This window comes from Streptococcus sp. CF7_Ac1-12 (genome assembly GCF_024295905.1).
Classification (GTDB): domain Bacteria; phylum Bacillota; class Bacilli; order Lactobacillales; family Streptococcaceae; genus Streptococcus; species Streptococcus mitis_AP.
In genome coordinates this window covers 115,286-135,077 of record NZ_JANCPG010000003.1, presented here as the reverse complement: position 1 = coordinate 135,077, position 19,792 = coordinate 115,286, and the positions used below count along the sequence as shown (strand labels likewise).

The 19,792-nt window shown below is 38.3% G+C and carries 20 protein-coding genes and 1 pseudogene; all 21 read left to right on the top strand.

Annotated features, from left to right (window positions below):
- Position 1: 1 nt before the first annotated feature.
- On the top strand, positions 2 to 433 hold the full coding sequence (locus NMM17_RS02715; protein ID WP_254753786.1) for a GNAT family N-acetyltransferase: 432 nt from the start codon (positions 2 to 4) through the stop codon (positions 431 to 433).
- A gap of 60 nt (positions 434 to 493) precedes the next feature.
- On the top strand, positions 494 to 1,750 hold the full coding sequence (gene glyA, locus NMM17_RS02710; protein ID WP_254753785.1) for a serine hydroxymethyltransferase: 1,257 nt from the start codon (positions 494 to 496) through the stop codon (positions 1,748 to 1,750).
- 7 nt (positions 1,751 to 1,757) lie between these two features.
- A complete protein-coding gene (locus tag NMM17_RS02705) occupies positions 1,758 to 2,732 on the top strand; it encodes a nucleoid-associated protein (RefSeq protein ID WP_254753784.1) in 975 nt (324 codons plus the stop codon).
- Entirely contained in the window at positions 2,732 to 3,346 is a 615-nt protein-coding gene (pmp23, locus tag NMM17_RS02700) for a cell wall hydrolase Pmp23 (protein ID WP_254753783.1), read from the top strand. Before NMM17_RS02705 ends, pmp23 begins: the two co-directional genes overlap by 1 nt.
- Before the next feature lie 73 nt (positions 3,347 to 3,419).
- On the top strand, positions 3,420 to 4,394 hold the full coding sequence (locus NMM17_RS02695) for a DUF1002 domain-containing protein (RefSeq protein ID WP_254753782.1): 975 nt from the start codon (positions 3,420 to 3,422) through the stop codon (positions 4,392 to 4,394).
- Positions 4,395 to 4,467: 73 nt separating this feature from the next.
- Positions 4,468 to 5,829 carry a 23S rRNA (uracil(1939)-C(5))-methyltransferase RlmD gene (gene rlmD, locus NMM17_RS02690; protein ID WP_254753781.1) on the top strand — a complete coding sequence of 454 codons (1,362 nt, stop codon included), beginning with the start codon at positions 4,468 to 4,470 and terminating at the stop codon, positions 5,827 to 5,829.
- Positions 5,830 to 6,037: 208 nt separating this feature from the next.
- Positions 6,038 to 6,211: a hypothetical protein gene (locus tag NMM17_RS02685; RefSeq protein ID WP_080982957.1), complete on the top strand. Its 174-nt coding sequence runs from the start codon at positions 6,038 to 6,040 to the stop codon at positions 6,209 to 6,211.
- Positions 6,208 to 6,987, top strand: coding sequence for a replication initiator protein A (locus NMM17_RS02680; protein ID WP_000822775.1), 780 nt, complete (start codon positions 6,208 to 6,210; stop codon positions 6,985 to 6,987). The genes NMM17_RS02685 and NMM17_RS02680 overlap by 4 nt, the downstream gene beginning before the upstream one ends.
- Positions 6,988 to 7,086: 99 nt before the next feature.
- On the top strand, positions 7,087 to 8,445 hold the full coding sequence (dcm, locus tag NMM17_RS02675; protein WP_001210969.1) for a DNA (cytosine-5-)-methyltransferase: 1,359 nt from the start codon (positions 7,087 to 7,089) through the stop codon (positions 8,443 to 8,445).
- Positions 8,429 to 8,878, top strand: a complete 450-nt coding sequence (locus NMM17_RS02670; RefSeq protein ID WP_000645878.1) for a hypothetical protein — start codon at positions 8,429 to 8,431, stop codon at positions 8,876 to 8,878. The genes dcm and NMM17_RS02670 overlap by 17 nt, the downstream gene beginning before the upstream one ends.
- A complete protein-coding gene (locus NMM17_RS02665; protein ID WP_254753780.1) occupies positions 8,871 to 9,251 on the top strand; it encodes a hypothetical protein in 381 nt (126 codons plus the stop codon). Before NMM17_RS02670 ends, NMM17_RS02665 begins: the two co-directional genes overlap by 8 nt.
- A 12-nt stretch (positions 9,252 to 9,263) precedes the next feature.
- A complete protein-coding gene (locus tag NMM17_RS02660) occupies positions 9,264 to 9,497 on the top strand; it encodes a hypothetical protein (protein ID WP_000840776.1) in 234 nt (77 codons plus the stop codon).
- A gap of 2 nt (positions 9,498 to 9,499) precedes the next feature.
- Positions 9,500 to 10,087: a CPBP family intramembrane glutamic endopeptidase gene (locus NMM17_RS02655; RefSeq protein ID WP_001252698.1), complete on the top strand. Its 588-nt coding sequence runs from the start codon at positions 9,500 to 9,502 to the stop codon at positions 10,085 to 10,087.
- A 333-nt stretch (positions 10,088 to 10,420) separates the two neighbouring features.
- The gene (locus NMM17_RS02650) at positions 10,421 to 10,720 is read left to right on the top strand and encodes a hypothetical protein (RefSeq protein WP_000869760.1); all 300 of its coding nucleotides are present in this window, start codon (positions 10,421 to 10,423) and stop codon (positions 10,718 to 10,720) included.
- The gene (locus NMM17_RS02645) at positions 10,710 to 11,198 is read left to right on the top strand and encodes a hypothetical protein (RefSeq protein ID WP_000093677.1); all 489 of its coding nucleotides are present in this window, start codon (positions 10,710 to 10,712) and stop codon (positions 11,196 to 11,198) included. Before NMM17_RS02650 ends, NMM17_RS02645 begins: the two co-directional genes overlap by 11 nt.
- Complete coding sequence (locus NMM17_RS02640) at positions 11,198 to 13,075, top strand: VirD4-like conjugal transfer protein, CD1115 family (protein WP_254753799.1); 1,878 nt, start codon at positions 11,198 to 11,200, stop codon at positions 13,073 to 13,075. The genes NMM17_RS02645 and NMM17_RS02640 overlap by 1 nt, the downstream gene beginning before the upstream one ends.
- A 20-nt stretch (positions 13,076 to 13,095) precedes the next feature.
- On the top strand, positions 13,096 to 13,338 hold the full coding sequence (locus NMM17_RS02635) for a hypothetical protein (protein WP_000627865.1): 243 nt from the start codon (positions 13,096 to 13,098) through the stop codon (positions 13,336 to 13,338).
- 16 nt (positions 13,339 to 13,354) lie between these two features.
- Positions 13,355 to 14,209: a conjugal transfer protein TrbL gene (locus NMM17_RS02630; RefSeq protein ID WP_001054257.1), complete on the top strand. Its 855-nt coding sequence runs from the start codon at positions 13,355 to 13,357 to the stop codon at positions 14,207 to 14,209.
- A gap of 53 nt (positions 14,210 to 14,262) precedes the next feature.
- Positions 14,263 to 14,622 carry a PrgI family protein gene (locus tag NMM17_RS02625; protein WP_254753779.1) on the top strand — a complete coding sequence of 120 codons (360 nt, stop codon included), beginning with the start codon at positions 14,263 to 14,265 and terminating at the stop codon, positions 14,620 to 14,622.
- A pseudogene (locus tag NMM17_RS02620) lies at positions 14,573 to 16,930 on the top strand (VirB4-like conjugal transfer ATPase, CD1110 family). The gene NMM17_RS02625 and the pseudogene NMM17_RS02620 overlap by 50 nt, the downstream one beginning before the upstream one ends.
- A gap of 11 nt (positions 16,931 to 16,941) precedes the next feature.
- Positions 16,942 to 19,647, top strand: coding sequence for a phage tail tip lysozyme (locus NMM17_RS02615; protein ID WP_254753778.1), 2,706 nt, complete (start codon positions 16,942 to 16,944; stop codon positions 19,645 to 19,647).
- The last annotated feature ends 145 nt before the right edge of the window (positions 19,648 to 19,792 follow it).

Here is a 19,792-nt window from a genome sequence, read left to right as displayed (position 1 = left end):
GATGCTAAGAGATTTGCAAGAAATAGATGTGAAAGCTATATGTGACATTAACCAAGAGGCTTTGGGCTATTCTTTTAGTCTAGAGGACACGGCTAGCCAACTAGCTAGACTGGCTCAGGATTCCCATCATTTCCTACTTGGTTATGAGGATGCAGCTAGTCATGTTTTACTTGGATATGTCCACGCTGAAGTTTATGAATCTCTCTATTCCAAAGCAGGATTCAATATCTTAGGCTTAGCGGTTTCGCCTCAAGCTCAAGGGCAAGGTATTGGTAAAAGCTTACTACAAGGGTTGGAGCAAGAAGCAAAAAGACGTGGTTATGGGTTTATCCGCTTGAACTCTGCCGATCATCGTCTGGGTGCTCATGCATTTTATGAAAGAGTTGGTTATACTTGTGATAAAGTGCAGAAACGGTTTATTCGCATCTTTTAGTTTACTTTCTTACTGTAAAATTAAATTAAGGGACCAGTCACACTATAAAGGAGAAGACCTATGATTTTTGACAAAGATGATTTTAAAGCATATGATGCTGATCTCTGGAATGCTATTTCCAAAGAAGAAGAACGCCAACAAAACAACATTGAGTTGATTGCTTCGGAAAACGTGGTTTCCAAGGCAGTTATGGCAGCTCAAGGGTCTATCTTGACGAATAAATACGCCGAAGGCTACCCAGGACGCCGTTATTATGGTGGTACAGATGTGGTAGATATGGTAGAAACTCTAGCCATTGAACGCGCAAAAGAAATTTTCGGTGCTAAATTTGCCAATGTCCAACCACACTCAGGAAGCCAAGCCAACTGTGCGGCTTACATGGCCTTAATTGAACCAGGTGATACGGTTATGGGGATGGACTTGGCCGCAGGTGGTCACTTGACTCATGGGGCTCCTGTTAGCTTCTCAGGTCAAACCTACAACTTTGTTTCTTACAGTGTTGACCCTGAAACGGAAATCTTGGATTTTGATGCTATCTTGAAACAAGCTCAAGAAGTAAAACCCAAATTGATCGTAGCAGGTGCTTCAGCCTATTCTCAAATTATCGACTTTTCCAAATTCCGTGAAATTGCAGATGCTGTTGGCGCTAAGCTCATGGTAGATATGGCTCATATCGCTGGTTTGGTTGCAGCTGGTCTTCACCCAAGCCCAGTGCCATACGCTCACATCACGACAACAACGACCCACAAAACCCTTCGTGGACCACGTGGTGGTTTGATTTTGACCAATGACGAAGAACTTGCCAAGAAAATCAATTCAGCTATTTTCCCAGGTATTCAGGGCGGTCCTTTGGAACATGTTGTTGCTGCTAAGGCAGTTTCCTTCAAAGAAGTTTTGGATCCAGCCTTCAAGGAATACGCTGCTAATGTCATCAAGAACAGCAAGACCATGGCAGATGTCTTCTTGCAAGACCCTGATTTTCGTATCATTTCTGGAGGGACTGAAAACCACCTCTTCCTAGTGGATGTGACTAAGGTTGTAGAAAACGGAAAAGTTGCTCAAAACTTGCTGGATGAAGTCAATATTACCCTAAATAAAAATTCAATCCCTTACGAAAGCTTGTCACCATTCAAGACAAGTGGTATTCGTATCGGAGCAGCAGCCATTACTGCACGCGGATTTGGTGAAGAAGAAAGTCGCAAAGTGGCTGAGCTCATCATTAAAACCCTAAAGAATGCAGAAAATGAAGCTGTCTTAGAAGAAGTGAGAAGTGCAGTTAAAGAATTAACAGATGCCTTCCCATTATACGAGGACTAATACTTTTATGGACATTTATATTAAGAAAGCTATTATCCATCAGTTCAGTCCGGATGATACCGAGCTGTTTCTAGCGGATAAGTTTCTCAATATCACTCCAAAAATCGAAGAATACCTGCGTAAAAAAATTGAACGTGTGTATTCAGATGAAGCAAAGACTGGGATTTTCGAAGAAGAAAATCCCTTCTTCAATCACATCACAGACGATTTGTTGGAGACATCAGTAACACTGGCTAATCTCTGGAAAGAAGAGTTTAGTATTTCTGAAAATCTCAAGACCAATGACTTGATTTTTGTGCAATTTACTAAAGAAGGTGTAGAACATTTCGCTTTCTTACGAATTGCCCTGCGGGAGACCTTGACCCACCTTGGTGGAGAAGTTGATAATCCAATCAAGCTAACTCAGAATAACTTGCCTGGATTTGGAACGGGTGCCGACGAGGCCTTGGTGGTCAATCTTCAGAGTCGCAAGTACCATCTGATTGAAAAACGAATCAAGTACAACGGGACTTTTTTGAACTATTTTTCAGATAATCTTCTTGCTGTCGCTCCTAAAATTTCTCCTAAGAAATCCATCAAGGAACTGGAAAAAACAGCCCAGAGAATTGCTGAGACATTTAACACAGATGATTTTCAATTTCAATCCAAGATTAAATCAGCCATTTTCAACAACCTAGAAGAAAGCAATGAATTGTCGCCTGAAAAATTGGCTAATGACCTTTTTGATAACAACCTGACGGCTCGTTTGAGCTTTATTGATCAAGTAAAGGAAGCTGTACCAGAGCCTGTTCAATTTGATGAAATTGATGCCAGTCGTCAGCTTAAAAAATTTGAAAACCAAAAACTCTCCTTGTCAAATGGAATTGAGCTCATCGTTCCCAATAACGTCTATCAAGATGCTGAGTCTGTTGAGTTTATCCAAAATGACAATGGAACTTACTCTATCTTAATCAAAAATATCGAGGATATCCAAAGTAAATAATGTTTAAACGAATTCGAAGAGTGCTTGTACTAGCAGTCTTCCTTTTTGCTGGATATAAAGCTTACCGCATTCACCAAGATGTCAAGCAAGTCATGACCTATCAACCCATGGTGCGAGAAATCTTGAGTGAAAAAGACACCCCAGCAAACGAAGAGCTTGTGCTCGCTATGATTTATACCGAAACAAAAGGAAAAGAAGGCGATGTTATGCAGTCTAGTGAGTCTGCAAGTGGTTCCACCAACACCATCAATGATAATGCCTCTAGCATTCGGCAAGGCGTTCAAACTCTGACAGACAATCTCTATCTGGCTCAGAAGAAGGGTGTAGATGTCTGGACGGCTGTTCAAGCCTATAATTTTGGACCTGCCTATATCGATTTTATCGCCCAAAATGGCAAGGAAAACACCTTAGCTCTGGCCAAACAGTACTCTCGTGATACTGTTGCTCCCTTGCTGGGTAATACCACTGGAAAGACTTATAGTTATATGCACCCCATTTCTATTTTTCACGGTGCCGAACTCTATGTAAATGGAGGAAACTATTACTATTCTAGACAGGTGCAACTCAACCTTTACATCATCAAATGTTTCACTCTCTTTTCGACATCTGGCTAGCCCAGGTGTTTTTGTTATAAGTTTTCTTTAAGATAGATATATTACTCTAGAAAGGTAAAGGAGGGAATTCCCTATGAGAAAGAAACTCTTTCTGACCAGTGCTGCGGTCTTGTGGGCAGTAACAGCTATGAATAGTGTCCATGCAGCAACAGATGTTCAAAAAGTCATCGATGAAACCTATGTCCAACCTGAATATGTCCTAGGTTCATCATTGTCTGAAGAACAAAAAAATCAAACCCTTAAAAAACTAGGCTACAATGCCTCAACAGACACCAAAGAACTCAAGACCATGACACCTGATGTCTATTCTAAGATTATGAATGTTGCCAATGACTCTAGTTTACAGTTGTATTCATCAGCCAAGATTCAAAAACTAGGTGACAAGTCGCCACTTGAGGTCAAGATTGAAACACCAGAAAACATCACTAAGGTGACGCAGGATATGTACCGCAATGCGGCCGTAACTTTGGGTGTGGAACATGCCAAAATTACTGTAGCAGCACCCATTCCAGTTACAGGTGAGAGTGCCTTAGCCGGGATTTACTATTCGCTGGAAGCTAATGGAGCCAAGGTGCCACAAGCCAATAAAGACTTGGCTCAAGAAGAGCTGAAGGCTTTGTCAGATATCAATGCTGAAAACAAGGACAAGTCAGGCTATGATGCTAATAAATTAAACGTTGCCCTAGCCGATATCAAGTCAGGACTCGCCAAAGCTAAAGAAAGTAAGGGAAATCTGACGGAGGAAGATGTCCGTAAAATCGTTGAAGATACCTTAAAAAATTACAAACTTGATCAGGTTATAACAGGAAACCAAATCAATATCATCATCAATTTTGCTTTGAATCTCTCAAAGAGTGATATCCTCAGCAATGCAGACTTCACTAAAACCCTGAATGACCTGAAACAAAGCATCGTATCACAAGCTGGCGACAGTTTTAAAAATATCAACCTTAACTTTGATGCTGATAAGGCACTAGAGGACGGTGGGAACTTCTTAAGCTCCCTTTGGCAGGCCATTGTCAACTTCTTCAAGAGTTTTGGTTCTTAAGAAATTTCATGGTATAATAGATGGTAACCGTAACGTTGCCGTCTTTTTTGTCGGCCAATAGAAAGAGAAGAGAATGTTAAAGAAAAATGATATTGTAGAAGTTGAAATTGTTGACTTGACCCATGAAGGTGCAGGAGTTGCCAAGGTAGATGGTTTGGTCTTTTTTGTAGAGAATGCTTTACCAAGTGAAAAAATCCTCATGCGTGTCCTCAAGGTCAATAAAAAGATTGGCTTTGGGAAGGTTGAAGAATACCTTGTCCAATCACCACACCGCAATCAAGATTTAGATTTGGCTTACCTGCGTTCAGGAATTGCTGATTTAGGTCATCTTGCCTATCCAGAACAGCTCAAGTTTAAAACCAAACAAGTCAAAGACAGTCTCTACAAGATTGCTGGAATTACTGATATAAAGGTTGCTGAATCTTTGGGTATGGAAAATCCAGTCAAATACCGCAACAAGGCACAGGTCCCTGTCCGTAGAGTGAATGGTGTTTTGGAAACTGGATTTTTCCGTAAGAATTCCCACGACCTCATGCCACTGGAAGATTTCTTTATCCAAGATCCTGTGATTGATGAGGTAGTAGTAGCCCTACGCGACTTGCTCCGCCGTTATGATTTGAAACCTTATGATGAAAAGGAACAATCAGGATTGATTCGGAATCTTGTGGTGCGTCGCGGACACTATTCAGGGCAAATTATGGTCATTTTAGTAACAACTCGTCCGAAGATTTTTCGTGTGGAACAATTGATTGAACAACTAATCAAGCAGTTCCCAGAGATTGTGTCTGTCATGCAAAATATCAACGATCAGAACACCAATGCGATTTTTGGTAAGGAATGGCGCAACCTTTATGGACAAGATTTTATCACTGACCAGATGTTGGGAAATGACTATCAAATCGCTGGTCCAGCTTTTTACCAAGTTAATACTGAAATGGCTGAAAAACTCTATCAAACAGCCATTGACTTTGCTGAATTAAAAGAAGATGACGTGGTCATTGATGCCTATTCTGGTATCGGGACTATTGGTCTTTCTGTTGCCAAACATGTCAAAGAGGTTTATGGTGTTGAAGTGATTCCAGAAGCGGTTGAGAATAGCAAGAAGAATGCCCAACTGAACCATATTTCAAACGCCAGCTATGTCTGTGACACAGCTGAAAACGCAATGAAGACTTGGCTTAAAGAAGGAATTCATCCAACCGTTATCTTGGTTGACCCACCACGCAAGGGATTAACCGAAAGCTTTATCAAGGCAAGTAGTCAAACTGGAGCAGACCGCATCGCCTATATCTCCTGCAATGTCGCTACTATGGCGCGTGATATCAAACTCTATCAAGAATTGGGCTATGAATTGAAGAAAGTACAGCCAGTGGATTTATTCCCACAGACGCATCACGTGGAGTGTGTAGTGTTGCTACAACGAAAAAAAGGGTGAAAATCCTTGATTTTAAGCTATTTTACAAGCATTTTGTCTTTGTAGATAAAGGCAATTTTGACGTCAAAAAAGTCCTAAAAAGGCACATAGATGTATATGTATTTGTAGATGTCGTTTGCGCATCGGAAAAATGAATACAACAATAAATATTTATCTAAAGAGAGAACAATTGTATATTGTTCTCCTTTTTTTATTTTCAGGAGGGAAAATGACAAAAGAATTACAATCATCACGCTATATTGTCATTTCATTTTTAGTACGTGAAATGGGAATTGATATTGTTGAGGCCATCACTCTTATGGCTGAATTAGAAAAAAGTGGCTTAGTTCGATTGGAATCAAGTGGAGATTTAATACTCAAAGAACTTGGAGGTGCTCTATGAAAAGAATTACCGCAAATCAATACCAAACTTCAGAACGGTATTATAAATTACCTAAAATTCTTTTTGAGGATGAGAAATATATGGATATGAAACTAGAAGTAAAGGTGGCTTATTCTATTTTAAAAGATCGTTTAGAATTATCTCTCAGTCGTGGTTGGATAGATGAAGAAGGCGCGGTTTATTTAGTATTTTCTAATTCTAATCTGATGAGGCTGTTAGGTTGTTCAAAGTCAAAATTACTGTCCATCAAAAAGACTCTTAAAGAATATGACTTAATTGATGAAGTCCAACAGTCTTCAAGTGAGAAAGGAAGACTAGCTAATAAGATTTATTTAGGGGAATTATATTCTACCCCAGTAAGTAATTCAAACAGGCCTAGTGTTAAAAAAAGACTAGGGCAGGTTGAAAATGAAACGGGCCCAGTCTCACATTCAGCCCCTAGTGAGACTGAAGTTAGTGAGACTAAATATAGTGAGACTGATTCTTTATTTATTGGGGATGAGGAGGAGAGGAATACTCAACCTATCTTGAGAAGAAAAGTAGAAAAGGTCACAAAATATGATCGAGATTATATTTGGGGATTGGTACAAGAACAATTTAGACGAGAAGGTTTTTCTGAAACAGCCAGTGAAATTGCTATGACTGATTTCGAGAGAATCTATCAGTATGCTCTTGACAATGTTCGCTTTGTGAGACGTGCGGAAGTACTTGCTGAATTTGTGTTTAATGGCCTATATTCCGTTTGGAATAACCGTGTTAGAAAAGGAGGTGGTTAAAATGTCGCCAATCGAGTGGATATTAGTTATGCTCATTTTAATTTCAAGTGGTGTGACACTTTGGACATTGATAGTCGATCAGAAAGGGGTGATAAAGAAATGAGATTTATTGATTTATTTTCAGGTATCGGAGGATTTCGCCTTGGAATGGAAAGTGTCGGACACGAGTGTATTGGATTTTGTGAGATTGATAAATTTGCTAGAGAATCTTATAAATCCATTTTTCAAACGGAAGGAGAAATAGAATTTCATGACATACGAGATGTTTCAGATGACGAATTTAAAAAACTTAGAGGGAAAGTCGATATCATCTGTGGGGGATTCCCTTGTCAAGCATTTTCAATCGCAGGAAGACGATTGGGATTTGAAGATACTAGAGGAACTTTGTTCTTTGAAATTGCTCGGGCGGCCAAGCAAATCCAACCACGTTTTCTTTTTCTTGAAAATGTTAAAGGCTTACTCAATCACGATAAGGGACGGACGTTCACCACAATCCTTACCACACTTGATGAGTTGGGGTTTGATGTTGAGTGGCAGGTGCTTAACAGTAAGGATTTTGGCGTTCCCCAAAACAGAGAGAGGGTGTTTATTATCGGACATTCTAGAAAGAAAGGTACCAGACTCTTATTTCCTTTCAGACGAGAAGGTCAAACAACTAACTCTGAGACTTTAAAAACACTAGGGAATTTGAATCCATCAAAAAGTGGAATGAGCGGTAAAGTCTATTATTCAGAAGGGCTAGCGCCAACCTTAGTTCGTGGAAAAGGTGAAGGATTCAAGGTTGCGATTCCTTGTATGACACCAGACAGATTAGACAAGAGACAAAATGGGAGACGCTTTAAGGAAAACCAAGAGTCGATGTTTACTTTAAATACTCAGGATCGTCATGGTATTGTCGTTGTTGGAGATTTACCGACTAGCTTTAAGGAGACAGGTCGCGTATATGGAAGCGAGGGCTTATCTCCAACACTGACTACGATGCAAGGAGGCGATAAAATTCCCAAAATACTGATTCCAGAACCAATCCAATTTCTAAAAGTCCGGGAGGCAACTAAAAAAGGATATGCTCAAGCAGAGATTGGAGATTCAATCAATTTGGAAAGACCAAGTTCACAGTATCGGCGTGGTAGAGTTGGAAAAGGTATAGCGAATACTTTAACAACTAGTGGTCAAATGGGAGTAGTAGTGGCTAGCTATGAAGGAGAAGATAAGCAAGTTTACCATGTAGCTGGTGTTTTAATAGATGGACAATTTTACCGTTTGAGAATACGACGAATCACTCCTAAAGAGTGTTTTCGCCTACAAGGCTTTCCTGATTGGGCTTTTGAAGCTGCTAGAAAAGTCTCTAGTAATAGTCAGCTCTATAAACAAGCTGGTAATAGTGTAACCGTTCCTGTGATTGCTGCAATCGCAAAGAAATTAAAAGAAATAGAGGAAAAAGATGAAAGCTTTAAATAAAGAGTCAATACTAGATTGTGATGAATTAGAAACAGAATTACATGCTGCAGAAATCAAACAGCTGGATGAACAAATATTTTTGATACCCAATTATCCATGTGAGTTTGAGGTGACATTTTTAGATGATTACCATAAAAAACATAATTACCCACTATTTTATGAATCCTATCTTCAAAACATTATGGAATTCCTTGAAAGTCAGGATATAAAGAACGGAGTTGATGCCTTTGTAGATGATAATCAAAATCTTGTTTTTGTTTTATATGGACAAGGCTATCGAGCCGAGGGAAAAGAGGGAATACTTACAACCCAAGTAACTGTAAAAGCTTATGATGAAGACAAGAAATCGATTAACTTCTCAAAGTTATTAGATTCCTTAATCGTCTCAGAATATCAAATGGAACCGAATCTTTGGGAGGTCTCCCATGATTGATCTCTATCTAAGTAAAAATAACCATAGAAATCAACTTCTTTTAGATTTCTTTCAAAACTACGGAATAGAGGTATCTTGTCATTCGATTTCTGAAATAACAAAGGACAAATTAATTGAGATGATGAGCTATTCTTCAGATTGTTTTGAGTTTTTATCTCCCAATTTATTACGATTTAAGAACCGTGACAATCTAAGATTAACGGATTTCATTGAGATGATATTAAAAAATCCTGACCTAACCATCAGACTTCCACTTGCGGTTTCAAACAAGCGAGTTTATCCAAATTTGAATTTGGAAGAGGCTAGAGCTCTATTGCCAAGAGATACGAAACAATTGATTTACATGGAACAAACACATTATTTATCTAGTTAAAGGAGAAGCAATATGGCTGAACGATTTTGGGAGAATTTGTCCATTATTTTGGCTGAAAGAAATATCAGCTGGATTGAGTTAACCAGGAAAATGTTTGCGGGAGAATTTCACTATCCAAGTGAATTGAATCGTTTGTATCAAAAGATTCGTCACTACAAGATGGAACAACGAATGCCTCAAAGTCCATGGGTAGAAAGGATTGTGCAGGTATTAGATTTAGATTATGAAGATTTATTTCGGAGGTAACTATGAGAAGAATAATTCCAGTTTATATATTCCAACAAGTAAATGTCCTATTGGTATCCCTATACTTACTGAAATTGCTTTGTATCGGTGAGTTAACTATACTACAGGTTCTCTATGGTGCGTCTCTCATTTCTTTTTTATGGATGTATGGTCAACGAAAACAAGTGGTCAAGGTCAATATGAAAACTAGGATGAAATGGCTTGGTATTGGATTCGTTAGCCTACTGATTATAAGTCTATGTTTTAGTCTGATTCATGCTCAAGGAAGCACGAATCAAGCAAACTTAATTGGCCTTCAACATCAAGTTCCTTGGTTTTCATTTTTATTGTTCTTAATCAATGCGAGTATGGTTGAAGAATTTCTGTATAGAGAAATTTTATGGAACTTGGTCAGAAAATTAGATATTCGAGTTGCTTTGACAAGTGTTTTATTTGCCTTAGTACATCATCCAGGAACCATTCTAGCTTGGTGTTTATATGTTTCACTTGGGATGTTTTTAGGGATGGTGCGCTATCAATCTGACTTTTGGGGAAGTATGGGTCTACATTTGGTGTGGAACCTACTAGTTTATAGTTTGCTGCTTTTTTAGACAAAATTAGCTTATTTTAGGGAAATGAAATGCTAACGTTATGTAACAATGTTAGTCTTTTATTTCAAAATCTTTGTTTAGTATGAATTTAGCTCTACAGAAAAATAAAAAATGTGATAAAAATTTCAACTACTCTTATCTATAATAAAGCTACCTGTTCTTTGAAAATTGAATCCACTCCGTCTTGATTAGCGTGCCTGTGTAAGTAGGGACTGAGAGTATTTCCCTGTGAAGGGCAACTGGCACAAGACGTGTGTGAGAATTTTCTAACAGACACGGAGTTTATCGTTACCAGACTTAAACGATGCGACAAACTAGATAAAGGAGTTAATCATGAAAGTAGTAAACTTGTATGATTTGAAACAAATGGGAAATAAAGGTGGTTGTACCATCCAATTGATTCATCACTTTCCCTTTGGTATGGGCTTAGGACATCTCAAAAAAGACTACATTGAATTTAAACGCGTTGGTATCGTTGATGGGAAAGCAGTAGAAGTTACTCTTCGAGAACCTTATTCGAGAGATCTACTGAAGGTTGTCAAGTCGATTAAGCAACGTCAGAAATTGATAGCTTATCGTTATAAAGAAGGAAAGCTGCTATTTGTTAAGAAGGAGGCATCAGATGTCCTCTGAACAACAGGAACGAATGGCAGTTCAATATGCAGAGCGTAGTCTTTTATTTACTGTCAAAAGTCTTTTAAAGATTCTAGAATGGTCTAGACGTCAGGCTTTAGCACAGGATTCCGCCTATAAGATAGGAGTGCAGAAATTAGAAGAATTGCTACAATCTCCTTATTCGATTGATACGATTAATCTGAAAAAAGATTTTTTAGACAAACCAATTGATATAGAGAAATTTAAAGCCTTTTTAGAAAAAGAAGAGATTCCTTTAGCCATCGCTTGGCAAGGGGATTCTCTGCATTTCTACACGAAAGACCGTTCGATTCTAGACAATCATTTAGACCATCTGTTAGAAAAAATGGTTAATGATCCGGAGAAATTAGCTGATTTTACCATGGATAAGTCATTAGACGATGCAATTGATGAGGCTAAATCCCAAATTACCTTTAGACAAGAAGGAGCCGTCAAACAGAAAGAGATGGTGAGATGATGTACAGTGGAAAGAAATTCCTACTATTCTCATTGTTAGGTATCTTACTAGGCTATCTTTTTCATCGTTTGACGCTTTTGTATGATTCCTATACTGGAAATACACTAGATAAATGGACTCATCTTCTGATGGAAGGTCAAGATGAAGTTCTTCAGTCGCCATGGAATGTTTCCTTTACTGGAAAATCAAGTGCTTTTTTTCTACTAGGCTTTCTGATGATGTTGCTGGTTTATCTTTATTTAGAGACTGGCAAAAAACAATACCGAGAAGGGGTAGAATACGGGAGCGCCCGTTTTGGAACTCTAAAAGAAAAGAAGCTCTTTTACGGTAAGGAATTTTCTCATGATACGATCTTAGCACAAGATGTTCGTCTGACATTATTAGATAAAAAACCAGCCCAATACGATAGGAATAAGAATATTGCGGTGATTGGAGGTTCAGGAAGTGGGAAGACATTTCGCTTTGTGAAACCCAATCTGATTCAAATGAATAGTTCTAATATTGTAGTGGATCCTAAAGATCACTTGGCCGAAAAAACAGGCAAACTCTTTTTAGAACATGACTACCAAGTAAAGGTGCTAGATTTAGTCAATATGAAGAACTCAGATGGCTTCAATCCCTTTCGCTATATAGAGACAGAAAATGATTTGAATCGCATGCTGACGGTTTATTTTAATAACACCAAAGGCTCTGGCTCCCGTAGTGATCCATTTTGGGATGAGGCTACTATGACTTTAGTCCGTGCTTTAGCCTCTTACTTGGTCGATTTCTATAATCCACCCAAAACAAGAGAACAGCTCATAGAAGAAAGTCGTTTAAGTCAAAAAGAATATCAAAACTTGTTGAAACGTCAAAAAAAAGAAGTGGAAGAGCGAAAAAAACGAGGGCGTTATCCAAGTTTTGCTGAAATCTCAAAACTCATTAAACACTTATCCAAGGGTGAAAACCAAGAAAAAAGTGTCTTAGAAATTCTATTTGAAAATTATGCTAAAAAGTATGGGACTGAAAATTTTACCATGCGAAATTGGGCAGATTTCCAAAATTATAAGGATAAGACTCTGGATTCTGTTATAGCTGTAACCACTGCTAAATTTGCCCTCTTCAATATTCAAAGTGTCATGGATTTGACCAAAAGAGATACTCTTGATATGAAGACATGGGGCAAGGAAAAATCAATGGTTTACCTAGTTATCCCAGATAACGATAGTACCTTTCGCTTTCTTTCAGCCCTCTTTTTTTCAACCGTATTTCAAACCCTAACAAGACAAGCAGATATTGATTTTAAGGGGCAATTGCCTCTTCATGTGAGAGTTTACTTAGATGAGTTCGCAAATATCGGAGAAATCCCAGATTTTGCTGAACAAACCTCAACAGTCCGTTCTCGGAATATGAGTCTCGTTCCTATTCTACAAAATATTGCCCAACTTCAAGGGCTATATAAAGAAAAAGAAGCTTGGAAAACCATTTTGGGGAACTGTGATAGCTTAGTCTACTTAGGTGGTAATGATGAAGATACCTTTAAATTTATGAGTGGCTTACTCGGTAAACAAACCATTGATGTTCGAAATACTAGTCGTTCCTTTGGCCAGACAGGTTCAGGATCCCTTTCTCATCAAAAGATTGCTCGTGATTTAATGACACCTGATGAAGTCGGAAATATGAAACGGCATGAATGCTTGGTTCGAATTGCCAATATGCCTGTCTTTAAAAGCAAAAAGTACAATTCCACTAAGCATCCAAACTGGAAATACCTAGCCAATCAAGAAACCGATGAACGGTGGTGGAACTATCAAATCAATCCTTTGAATCAAAGACAAGAAAATCATCTTGACGGCCTTAGAATTCGTGATTTAACTTTTGAATCTAGTTTAAAATAAAAATAGAAAAGAGGAAATAGATGATTACGCATTTTAAAGGTTTTGTTTATGGAGTAGACGCAAGTGCCATGTTTGCACAAGCTATGTCTTTGTTACAGAAGGGATTGATTGCGGTTGGTGCCTTTCTCGTTGTTGTGGGGATTGTCAATCTTGCAACCAACATTAAAGATGGTGGACCAGGTGTTCGGAATGCCATCCTTGAAATTGTCGGTGGTGTTATGGTCGGGGCTGCTGGAGCCTTTGTAACCCAGATTTCAATTTAGGAGGATAAACAATGATATGAATCTTAGTTTAGTCTCACCCTTTGTTTACCTTGCATCTGAAAAAATATCAGCTGAAAATTTATTTGAAGGATTTAATGTAGATTTACAATCTACGGTAGATCTCATTAAATCTCTATCTAGCTACAATCCAACTGTTTGGACTTATATGTCTAGTATTACTAAAAGTGTTATGCAACCTCTTGGAGTTGCGATTTTATCAGTTGTTCTCATCCTAGAATTTTCGAAGATGGCTAAGAAAATTGCTAACTCTGGTGGAGCGATGACCTTTGAAGCATTGGCCCCGATGTTGATTAGTTATATTATGGTCGCAGTTGTAATTACCAACACTACCGTTATTGTAGAAGCCATCATTGGGATTGCGAGTCACGCCATTGAACAAGTGGCTTCGATTGTGGCTCACGGAGGGGCAAAGTATGATACAATCTCTGGATTAAAGGGGTCAGGATTTATTGGCCGGATGATTGTGGGCTTTTTCGCCCTTCTCATTTGGCTTGTTCGAATAGTAAGTGCAGCCATGGTTAATCTGTTGGTATCTATTCGATTTATTCAACTCTACCTTATGATTCCATTTGCCCCTCTTACGATTCCAACATTTTTAAGTGATGAATGGAAATCTATTGGTATTGGCTATTTAAAAAATATTATGGTCTATGCGGTACAAGGGGTTCTCATTTTTCTGATTGTTTCGCTTGTTCCTTTATTTGAATCTGCTGGGAAAATAGCTGTTTCAAATGGTGCAGGAGTCCTGCAATCACTTGCGATTATGTTTGGTAGTTTGGTACAAGCTATCTTATTGATTATTGCCCTCGTTGGTTCTCAACGTACGGCTCGCTCAATTTTAGGTATGTAATTAGATAAAGGCTAGGAAGTGATTGCTTCTTAGCCTTTTTAGAAAGGAAAGTCATGAATACACGTGTCTTTAAAGACATCTCAAAATACCAACACAGGGCTTGGTTAGGTTTCACCACAAGACAAATCATCTTTGTTTTACCAGCCTTTATTGTCACAATTATTGTTTTGGGCTTGAATCTCTTTTTCTGGCAATTTGGAGATTGGTTTGTTTACGGTTTTGTGTTTGCTTTTACCATCCCCCTCATGCTTTTTGGAGTCTATAAACCCAATGATTTATATTTTGAACATTATTTGAAATACCGTCTTCATTTTGAATTAACGGTTCCCCTACGCACAATTACAGGAAAGAAAGGATCTGAATATGAAAAGAAAATCAAATACATTAAAGAAACAAAAAATTTCAATGACTAATAAAAAGGAAGAATTTAAAGGGAAAAAAGAGGAAGTGTTACCATCAACGGCTAATACTCTTTCTTATCAAGCCCTGTATCAAAATGGTCTGATGCAGGTGAAAGAAGATTATTTCTCACAAAGCTATTTACTTGGTGATGTCAATTACCAGACCGTTGGTTTAGAAGATAAGGGAGCAATCATTGAGAAGTATTCTGATTTGATTAACTCCCTAGACGACCAAACCAACTTCCAATTGACTATCTTTAATAAAAGATTGAATTTAGAAAAGTTTAGACAAAGTGTTTTGTATGAGGAAAAAGAAGATGGGTATGATAGCTATCGTAAAGAATTGAATCGGATGATGAATCAGAATTTAGACAGTGGTGAAAATAATTTTTCAGCTGTGAAACTGATTAGCTTTGGTAGAAAGGATTCTAATCCCAAACAAGCCTATCGTTCCTTGTCTCAAATAGGCGAATATTTCAAGAGTGGTTTCTCAGAAATTGATGCACGATTTGAATCCTTGGCTGGAGAAGAACGTGTGAACTTGTTGGCGGATATGCTTAGAGGAGAACACCATCTTCCTTTTTCTTACCGTGATTTAACGAGATCTGGTCAGACAACTCGTCACTTCATAGCGCCTAATCTCTTGGATTTTAAAAACAAGAATTACCTACAAATCAATGACCGCTTATTACAGATTGTCTATGTGAGAGACTACGGCATGGAATTAGGAGATCAGTTTATCCGAGACCTCATGCAAGGAGATTTGGAATTGATTGTAAGCCTCCATGCTCAAAGTTCGACTAAGGCAGATGCCATGAAGAAACTACGAACAAAGAAGACCTTGATGGAATCCCAAAAGATTGGGGAACAACAAAAACTAGCTCGTACAGGTATCTATTTGGAAAAAGTAGGCCATGTTTTAGAAAGCAATATCGATGAAGCTGAGGAACTCTTAAAAACCATGACCGAGACAGGAGATAAACTGTTTCAAACCGTCTTCTTGATTGGTGTTTTTGGTCAGGATGAAGAAGAGCTCAAACAAGCCCTAGACACTATTCAACAAGTGGCCGGCTCAAATGACCTAATGATTGATAAACTTCCATATATGCAAGAAGCAGCCTTTAATAGTTTGCTGCCATTTGGTTGTGATTTTTTAGAGGGGGTATCACGGAGTTTATTAACGTCCAATATAGCAGTGAACTCTCCTTGGACTTCAGTAGACTTACAAGACCGTAGTGGGAAATATTATGGTATTAATCAAATCTCAAGCAATATTATTACTATTGATCGAAGCCTATTAAATACACCGTCTGGTCTGATTTTAGGGACATCTGGAGCTGGGAAAGGCATGGCAACCAAGCATGAGATTATCACGACCAAAATCAAAGAATCTGGTGAAAATACTGAAATTATCATTGTGGATCCAGAAGCAGAGTACAGTGTCATTGGACGGGCTTTTGGGGGAGAAATGATTGATATTGCGCCCGATTCCCAAACTTATCTCAATGTCCTTGACTTGTCTGAAGAAAATATGGATGAGGATCCTGTAAAGGTAAAATCAGAATTTCTTTTATCCTTTATCGGCAAGTTATTAGATAGGAAAATGGATGGAAGAGAAAAATCGATTATCGACCGAGTTACGAGACTCACCTATCAGTCATTTAAAGAGCCTTCTTTGGAAGAATGGGTCTTTGTCTTGAGCCAACAACCAGAAGAAGAAGCGCAGAATTTGGCGCTTGATATGGAACTGTATGTCGAAGGTTCTCTTGATATTTTTTCTCATAAGACCAATATTCAGACAGGATCTAATTTCTTGATTTATAACGTTAAGAAGTTAGGAGATGAGCTGAAACAAATTGCCCTTATGGTGGTTTTTGATCAGATATGGAATCGTGTTGTTCGGAACCAAAAATTAGGGAAGAAGACCTAGATTTATTTTGATGAAATGCAGCTTCTCTTACTAGATAAATATGCCAGTGATTTCTTCTTTAAATTGTGGAGTCGTGTCAGAAAATATGGAGCCAGTCCGACTGGAATAACTCAAAACGTCGAAACCTTATTGTTAGATCCAAATGGTAGACGAATTATTGCAAATAGCGAATTTATGATTCTTCTCAAGCAAGCAAAAAATGACCGAGAAGAACTGGTTCAACTCTTAGGCTTGTCAAAAGAACTCGAAAAATACCTAGTCAATCCAGAAAAAGGGGCAGGACTGATAAAAGCTGGTTCCGTTGTCGTTCCCTTTAAAAATAAGATTCCTCAAGGTACTCAATTGTTTGATATCATGAGTACGGATCCTGATAAAATGGCTTCTAATTAAGGGGAAGGTAAATGAAGGATAAAAGAGAAATTATACGTGCCCGAAAGGCATTTAGAAGAAGTCTAAAAGATGAGAAGAAATTCTTGAAACAAGGAAAGAAGGAAGTGAAGAAACAGAAAAAAGATTCCGCTGTACTGGATGAAAAAGCATGGAAAAAAGAGATAAAAGAAAAGCTAGAGGAGATGAGAGAAGCTTCAAAGGAGAGAGTAAAACAAGCAAATGAAGACTACAATCATATTCTTCAAAATAGTCCTCCATCTCTTTTGAATCGGAAAGAATTAAGAGACAGACGGTTGCCTCATGCTAGGAAACGATTGAAAATAGCCAAGAAGCAATTTAAGGAAGCTAAGGTAGAAGCAAAAGAAGAAAGAAAAGAGAGTCGTAAAGAAAGAAAAACCAATCAAAAATTTCTCTACGGTCAGGAATCGAAAGCAAAATCTAATTTTTTCTTTCAAGGGAAGAGTTTAGAAGAATTAAAAGCTAAGAAAGAAGTCAAGGCCGCAAAAGAGAATCTAAAATCTACTAAACAAGCCTATAAGTCCAAAAAAGTCAGTAGGAAAGCCAAAACTTTTCTTTATGTCCTTGGACGTGAAGGTGGAGAGTTAGCTTCAGAAAATGAAGATTTAGAAGGCTATCGCACACTTCAAGAGACCATTAGAAAAGGGAAACGCTACAGTCGGCTTTCTTACAATCTTGGGAAAGCTAGTGTCAAAACAGGACAAGCAACAGGTCGTTTTACCAAGAAAAGACTGACAAACACAAAAGAGCGATACCATCATTTTAAGGATGGAAAAGGATGGAAACTAGCGAAAGATAATCCAAGTTCCTTTAAAAATCGGTTTCGAAAAATAAAGAAACAAGGTCTTACAAGTGTCCGAAATATCTATCAAAAATTAAAAGCAGCCTTTTCCTTCTTTACATTTGCGGCTGGAAATCCTGTAACCTGGATAGTTGGAGGAATAGTCTTTCTTCTTTTACTTATGATGAGCTTCTTTTTAGGATTTTCATCTGCTAGTTTGATTCAACAAGATGAATTTGAATTAACAAAAGCTTATACCCACCTAACTTGGGAAGACGCAGAACATACTCGCACAAATGACAAAGGAATTACTTATTACACAAAAGTTGATGATGTGATGGGCTATATGAACTTTAAATTCCATGACTATGAGTTACACAAACCAGTTCACTTATTTAGTTCAGAAACTTACAAGGATTATCTATCTACTTTGTGGCATGATTTAAACGATGGGGAAGATTTGAAATCAATGCAAGACCTTTATGAAACTCCTAAGTATAAACTATCGAAAGATGATCAAGAGGAAATGAAGGAACTAAAAGAAGAGGGTGTGTATGCTTCTATGCAGGAATTGGACAATCCATTTGAGGGGAAAAGCAACGAAGATAGTTTAACCATGACTTATCGTTATGGATACTATGATTTAGACGGAAAACCTACTCTTCAGGAGTACATTCTATTAGAAGCGAAGGCTCACCAAACGATTGTCGCACCAATGGATGGAGTTGTATCTCTAGATGGAGATGATGTTATTCTCACTAACGGAAAAGGAGAGAATGAGAGTCGATTGACTTTGCATTCTATTCATAATGGCCGTGCGATTGAGGGGACAAGAGTCCTAACGGGTGATGTTATTGGTGAAACACCAGATGATACAGGTTTGAAAGTTTCCTATCAAAAGTATAAGAACAAGAAAGAAAAATTGGTGTATGTCAATCCGCAATTTTATTTTCCAAAAGTCATTCAACTTCAGACAACTATCTTACCTGCCATTGGTCAGTTTGGTGGAGATGAGTTTGAACGAGCAAAACATATTTATGAGTTTTTGAAATCTCAAGGGGCAAGTCCCCAAGCCATTGCGGCTATTTTAGGAAATTGGTCGGTAGAGTCTTCTATCAATCCTAAACGAGCTGAGGGAGATTATTTATCTCCTCCAGTTGGAGCTACCGATTCCTCATGGGATGATGAAAGCTGGTTAGCGATTGGAGGACCAGCCATTTATAGTGGTGCTTATCCTAATATTCTTCATAGAGGTCTAGGTTTAGGGCAATGGACGGATACTGCAGATGGTTCAACACGTCATACAGCTTTATTGAATTATGCACATAGCAAAAATAAGAAGTGGTATGATTTAGACCTCCAACTTGATTTTATGCTTCATGGGGATAGTCCTTACTATCAAAGTTGGTTAAAGGATTTCTTTAAAAATACGGGCAGTGCAGCCAATCTGGCCCAACTCTTCCTTACCTATTGGGAGGGAAATTCTGGTGACAAACTACTGGAAAGACAAACCAGAGCAACGGAATGGTATTACCAAATTGAAAAAGGCTTCAGCCAAACAAATGGAGGACAGGCAAAAAGTGACCCGCAATCCCTTGAAGGGGTTCGTGGAGACTTGTATGATCATTCTGTTCCTGGTGGTGGAGATGGTATGGCCTATGCCTATGGACAATGTACATGGGGTGTTGCGGCTCGTATGAACCAGTTAGGCTTAAAATTAAAAGGTAGAAATGTAGAAAAGATTTCAATCATTAATACCATGGGAAATGGTCAAGACTGGGTTGCGACAGCTTCAAGTCTTGGAGGAGAAACGGGTTCCACACCAAGAGCAGGTGCCATTGTTTCTTTTGTAGGAGGTACACATGGGACACCAGCAGACTATGGTCATGTGGCTTTTGTCGGTGCGAGACGTTTCTAACTGAAAAGGTTAGACACGTTCTTGAAAAATCAACCTGATAATCAGGTTAAATTTGAATAGAATGGAGAACTCTTATCTTGAAAATTGGAATGAAGGGGTAACGCCCTGAAACGATTTCTCTAATACTCCGACATGCGTTTATCTT

Coding starts and splice junctions, on each gene's coding strand:
- NMM17_RS02650 (WP_000869760.1), top strand. CDS start 10,421: ATGAAAGTAGTAAACTTGTATGATTTGAAACAAATGGGAAATAAAGGT.
- NMM17_RS02625 (WP_254753779.1), top strand. CDS start 14,263: ATGAATACACGTGTCTTTAAAGACATCTCAAAATACCAACACAGGGCT.
- NMM17_RS02685 (WP_080982957.1), top strand. CDS start 6,038: ATGACAAAAGAATTACAATCATCACGCTATATTGTCATTTCATTTTTA.
- NMM17_RS02615 (WP_254753778.1), top strand. CDS start 16,942: ATGAAGGATAAAAGAGAAATTATACGTGCCCGAAAGGCATTTAGAAGA.
- NMM17_RS02680 (WP_000822775.1), top strand. CDS start 6,208: ATGAAAAGAATTACCGCAAATCAATACCAAACTTCAGAACGGTATTAT.
- NMM17_RS02635 (WP_000627865.1), top strand. CDS start 13,096: ATGATTACGCATTTTAAAGGTTTTGTTTATGGAGTAGACGCAAGTGCC.
- NMM17_RS02715 (WP_254753786.1), top strand. CDS start 2: ATGCTAAGAGATTTGCAAGAAATAGATGTGAAAGCTATATGTGACATT.
- rlmD (WP_254753781.1), top strand. CDS start 4,468: ATGTTAAAGAAAAATGATATTGTAGAAGTTGAAATTGTTGACTTGACC.
- NMM17_RS02655 (WP_001252698.1), top strand. CDS start 9,500: ATGAGAAGAATAATTCCAGTTTATATATTCCAACAAGTAAATGTCCTA.
- NMM17_RS02640 (WP_254753799.1), top strand. CDS start 11,198: ATGTACAGTGGAAAGAAATTCCTACTATTCTCATTGTTAGGTATCTTA.
- NMM17_RS02630 (WP_001054257.1), top strand. CDS start 13,355: ATGAATCTTAGTTTAGTCTCACCCTTTGTTTACCTTGCATCTGAAAAA.
- dcm (WP_001210969.1), top strand. CDS start 7,087: ATGAGATTTATTGATTTATTTTCAGGTATCGGAGGATTTCGCCTTGGA.
- NMM17_RS02695 (WP_254753782.1), top strand. CDS start 3,420: ATGAGAAAGAAACTCTTTCTGACCAGTGCTGCGGTCTTGTGGGCAGTA.
- NMM17_RS02670 (WP_000645878.1), top strand. CDS start 8,429: ATGAAAGCTTTAAATAAAGAGTCAATACTAGATTGTGATGAATTAGAA.
- NMM17_RS02660 (WP_000840776.1), top strand. CDS start 9,264: ATGGCTGAACGATTTTGGGAGAATTTGTCCATTATTTTGGCTGAAAGA.
- NMM17_RS02665 (WP_254753780.1), top strand. CDS start 8,871: ATGATTGATCTCTATCTAAGTAAAAATAACCATAGAAATCAACTTCTT.
- NMM17_RS02705 (WP_254753784.1), top strand. CDS start 1,758: ATGGACATTTATATTAAGAAAGCTATTATCCATCAGTTCAGTCCGGAT.
- pmp23 (WP_254753783.1), top strand. CDS start 2,732: ATGTTTAAACGAATTCGAAGAGTGCTTGTACTAGCAGTCTTCCTTTTT.
- NMM17_RS02645 (WP_000093677.1), top strand. CDS start 10,710: ATGTCCTCTGAACAACAGGAACGAATGGCAGTTCAATATGCAGAGCGT.
- glyA (WP_254753785.1), top strand. CDS start 494: ATGATTTTTGACAAAGATGATTTTAAAGCATATGATGCTGATCTCTGG.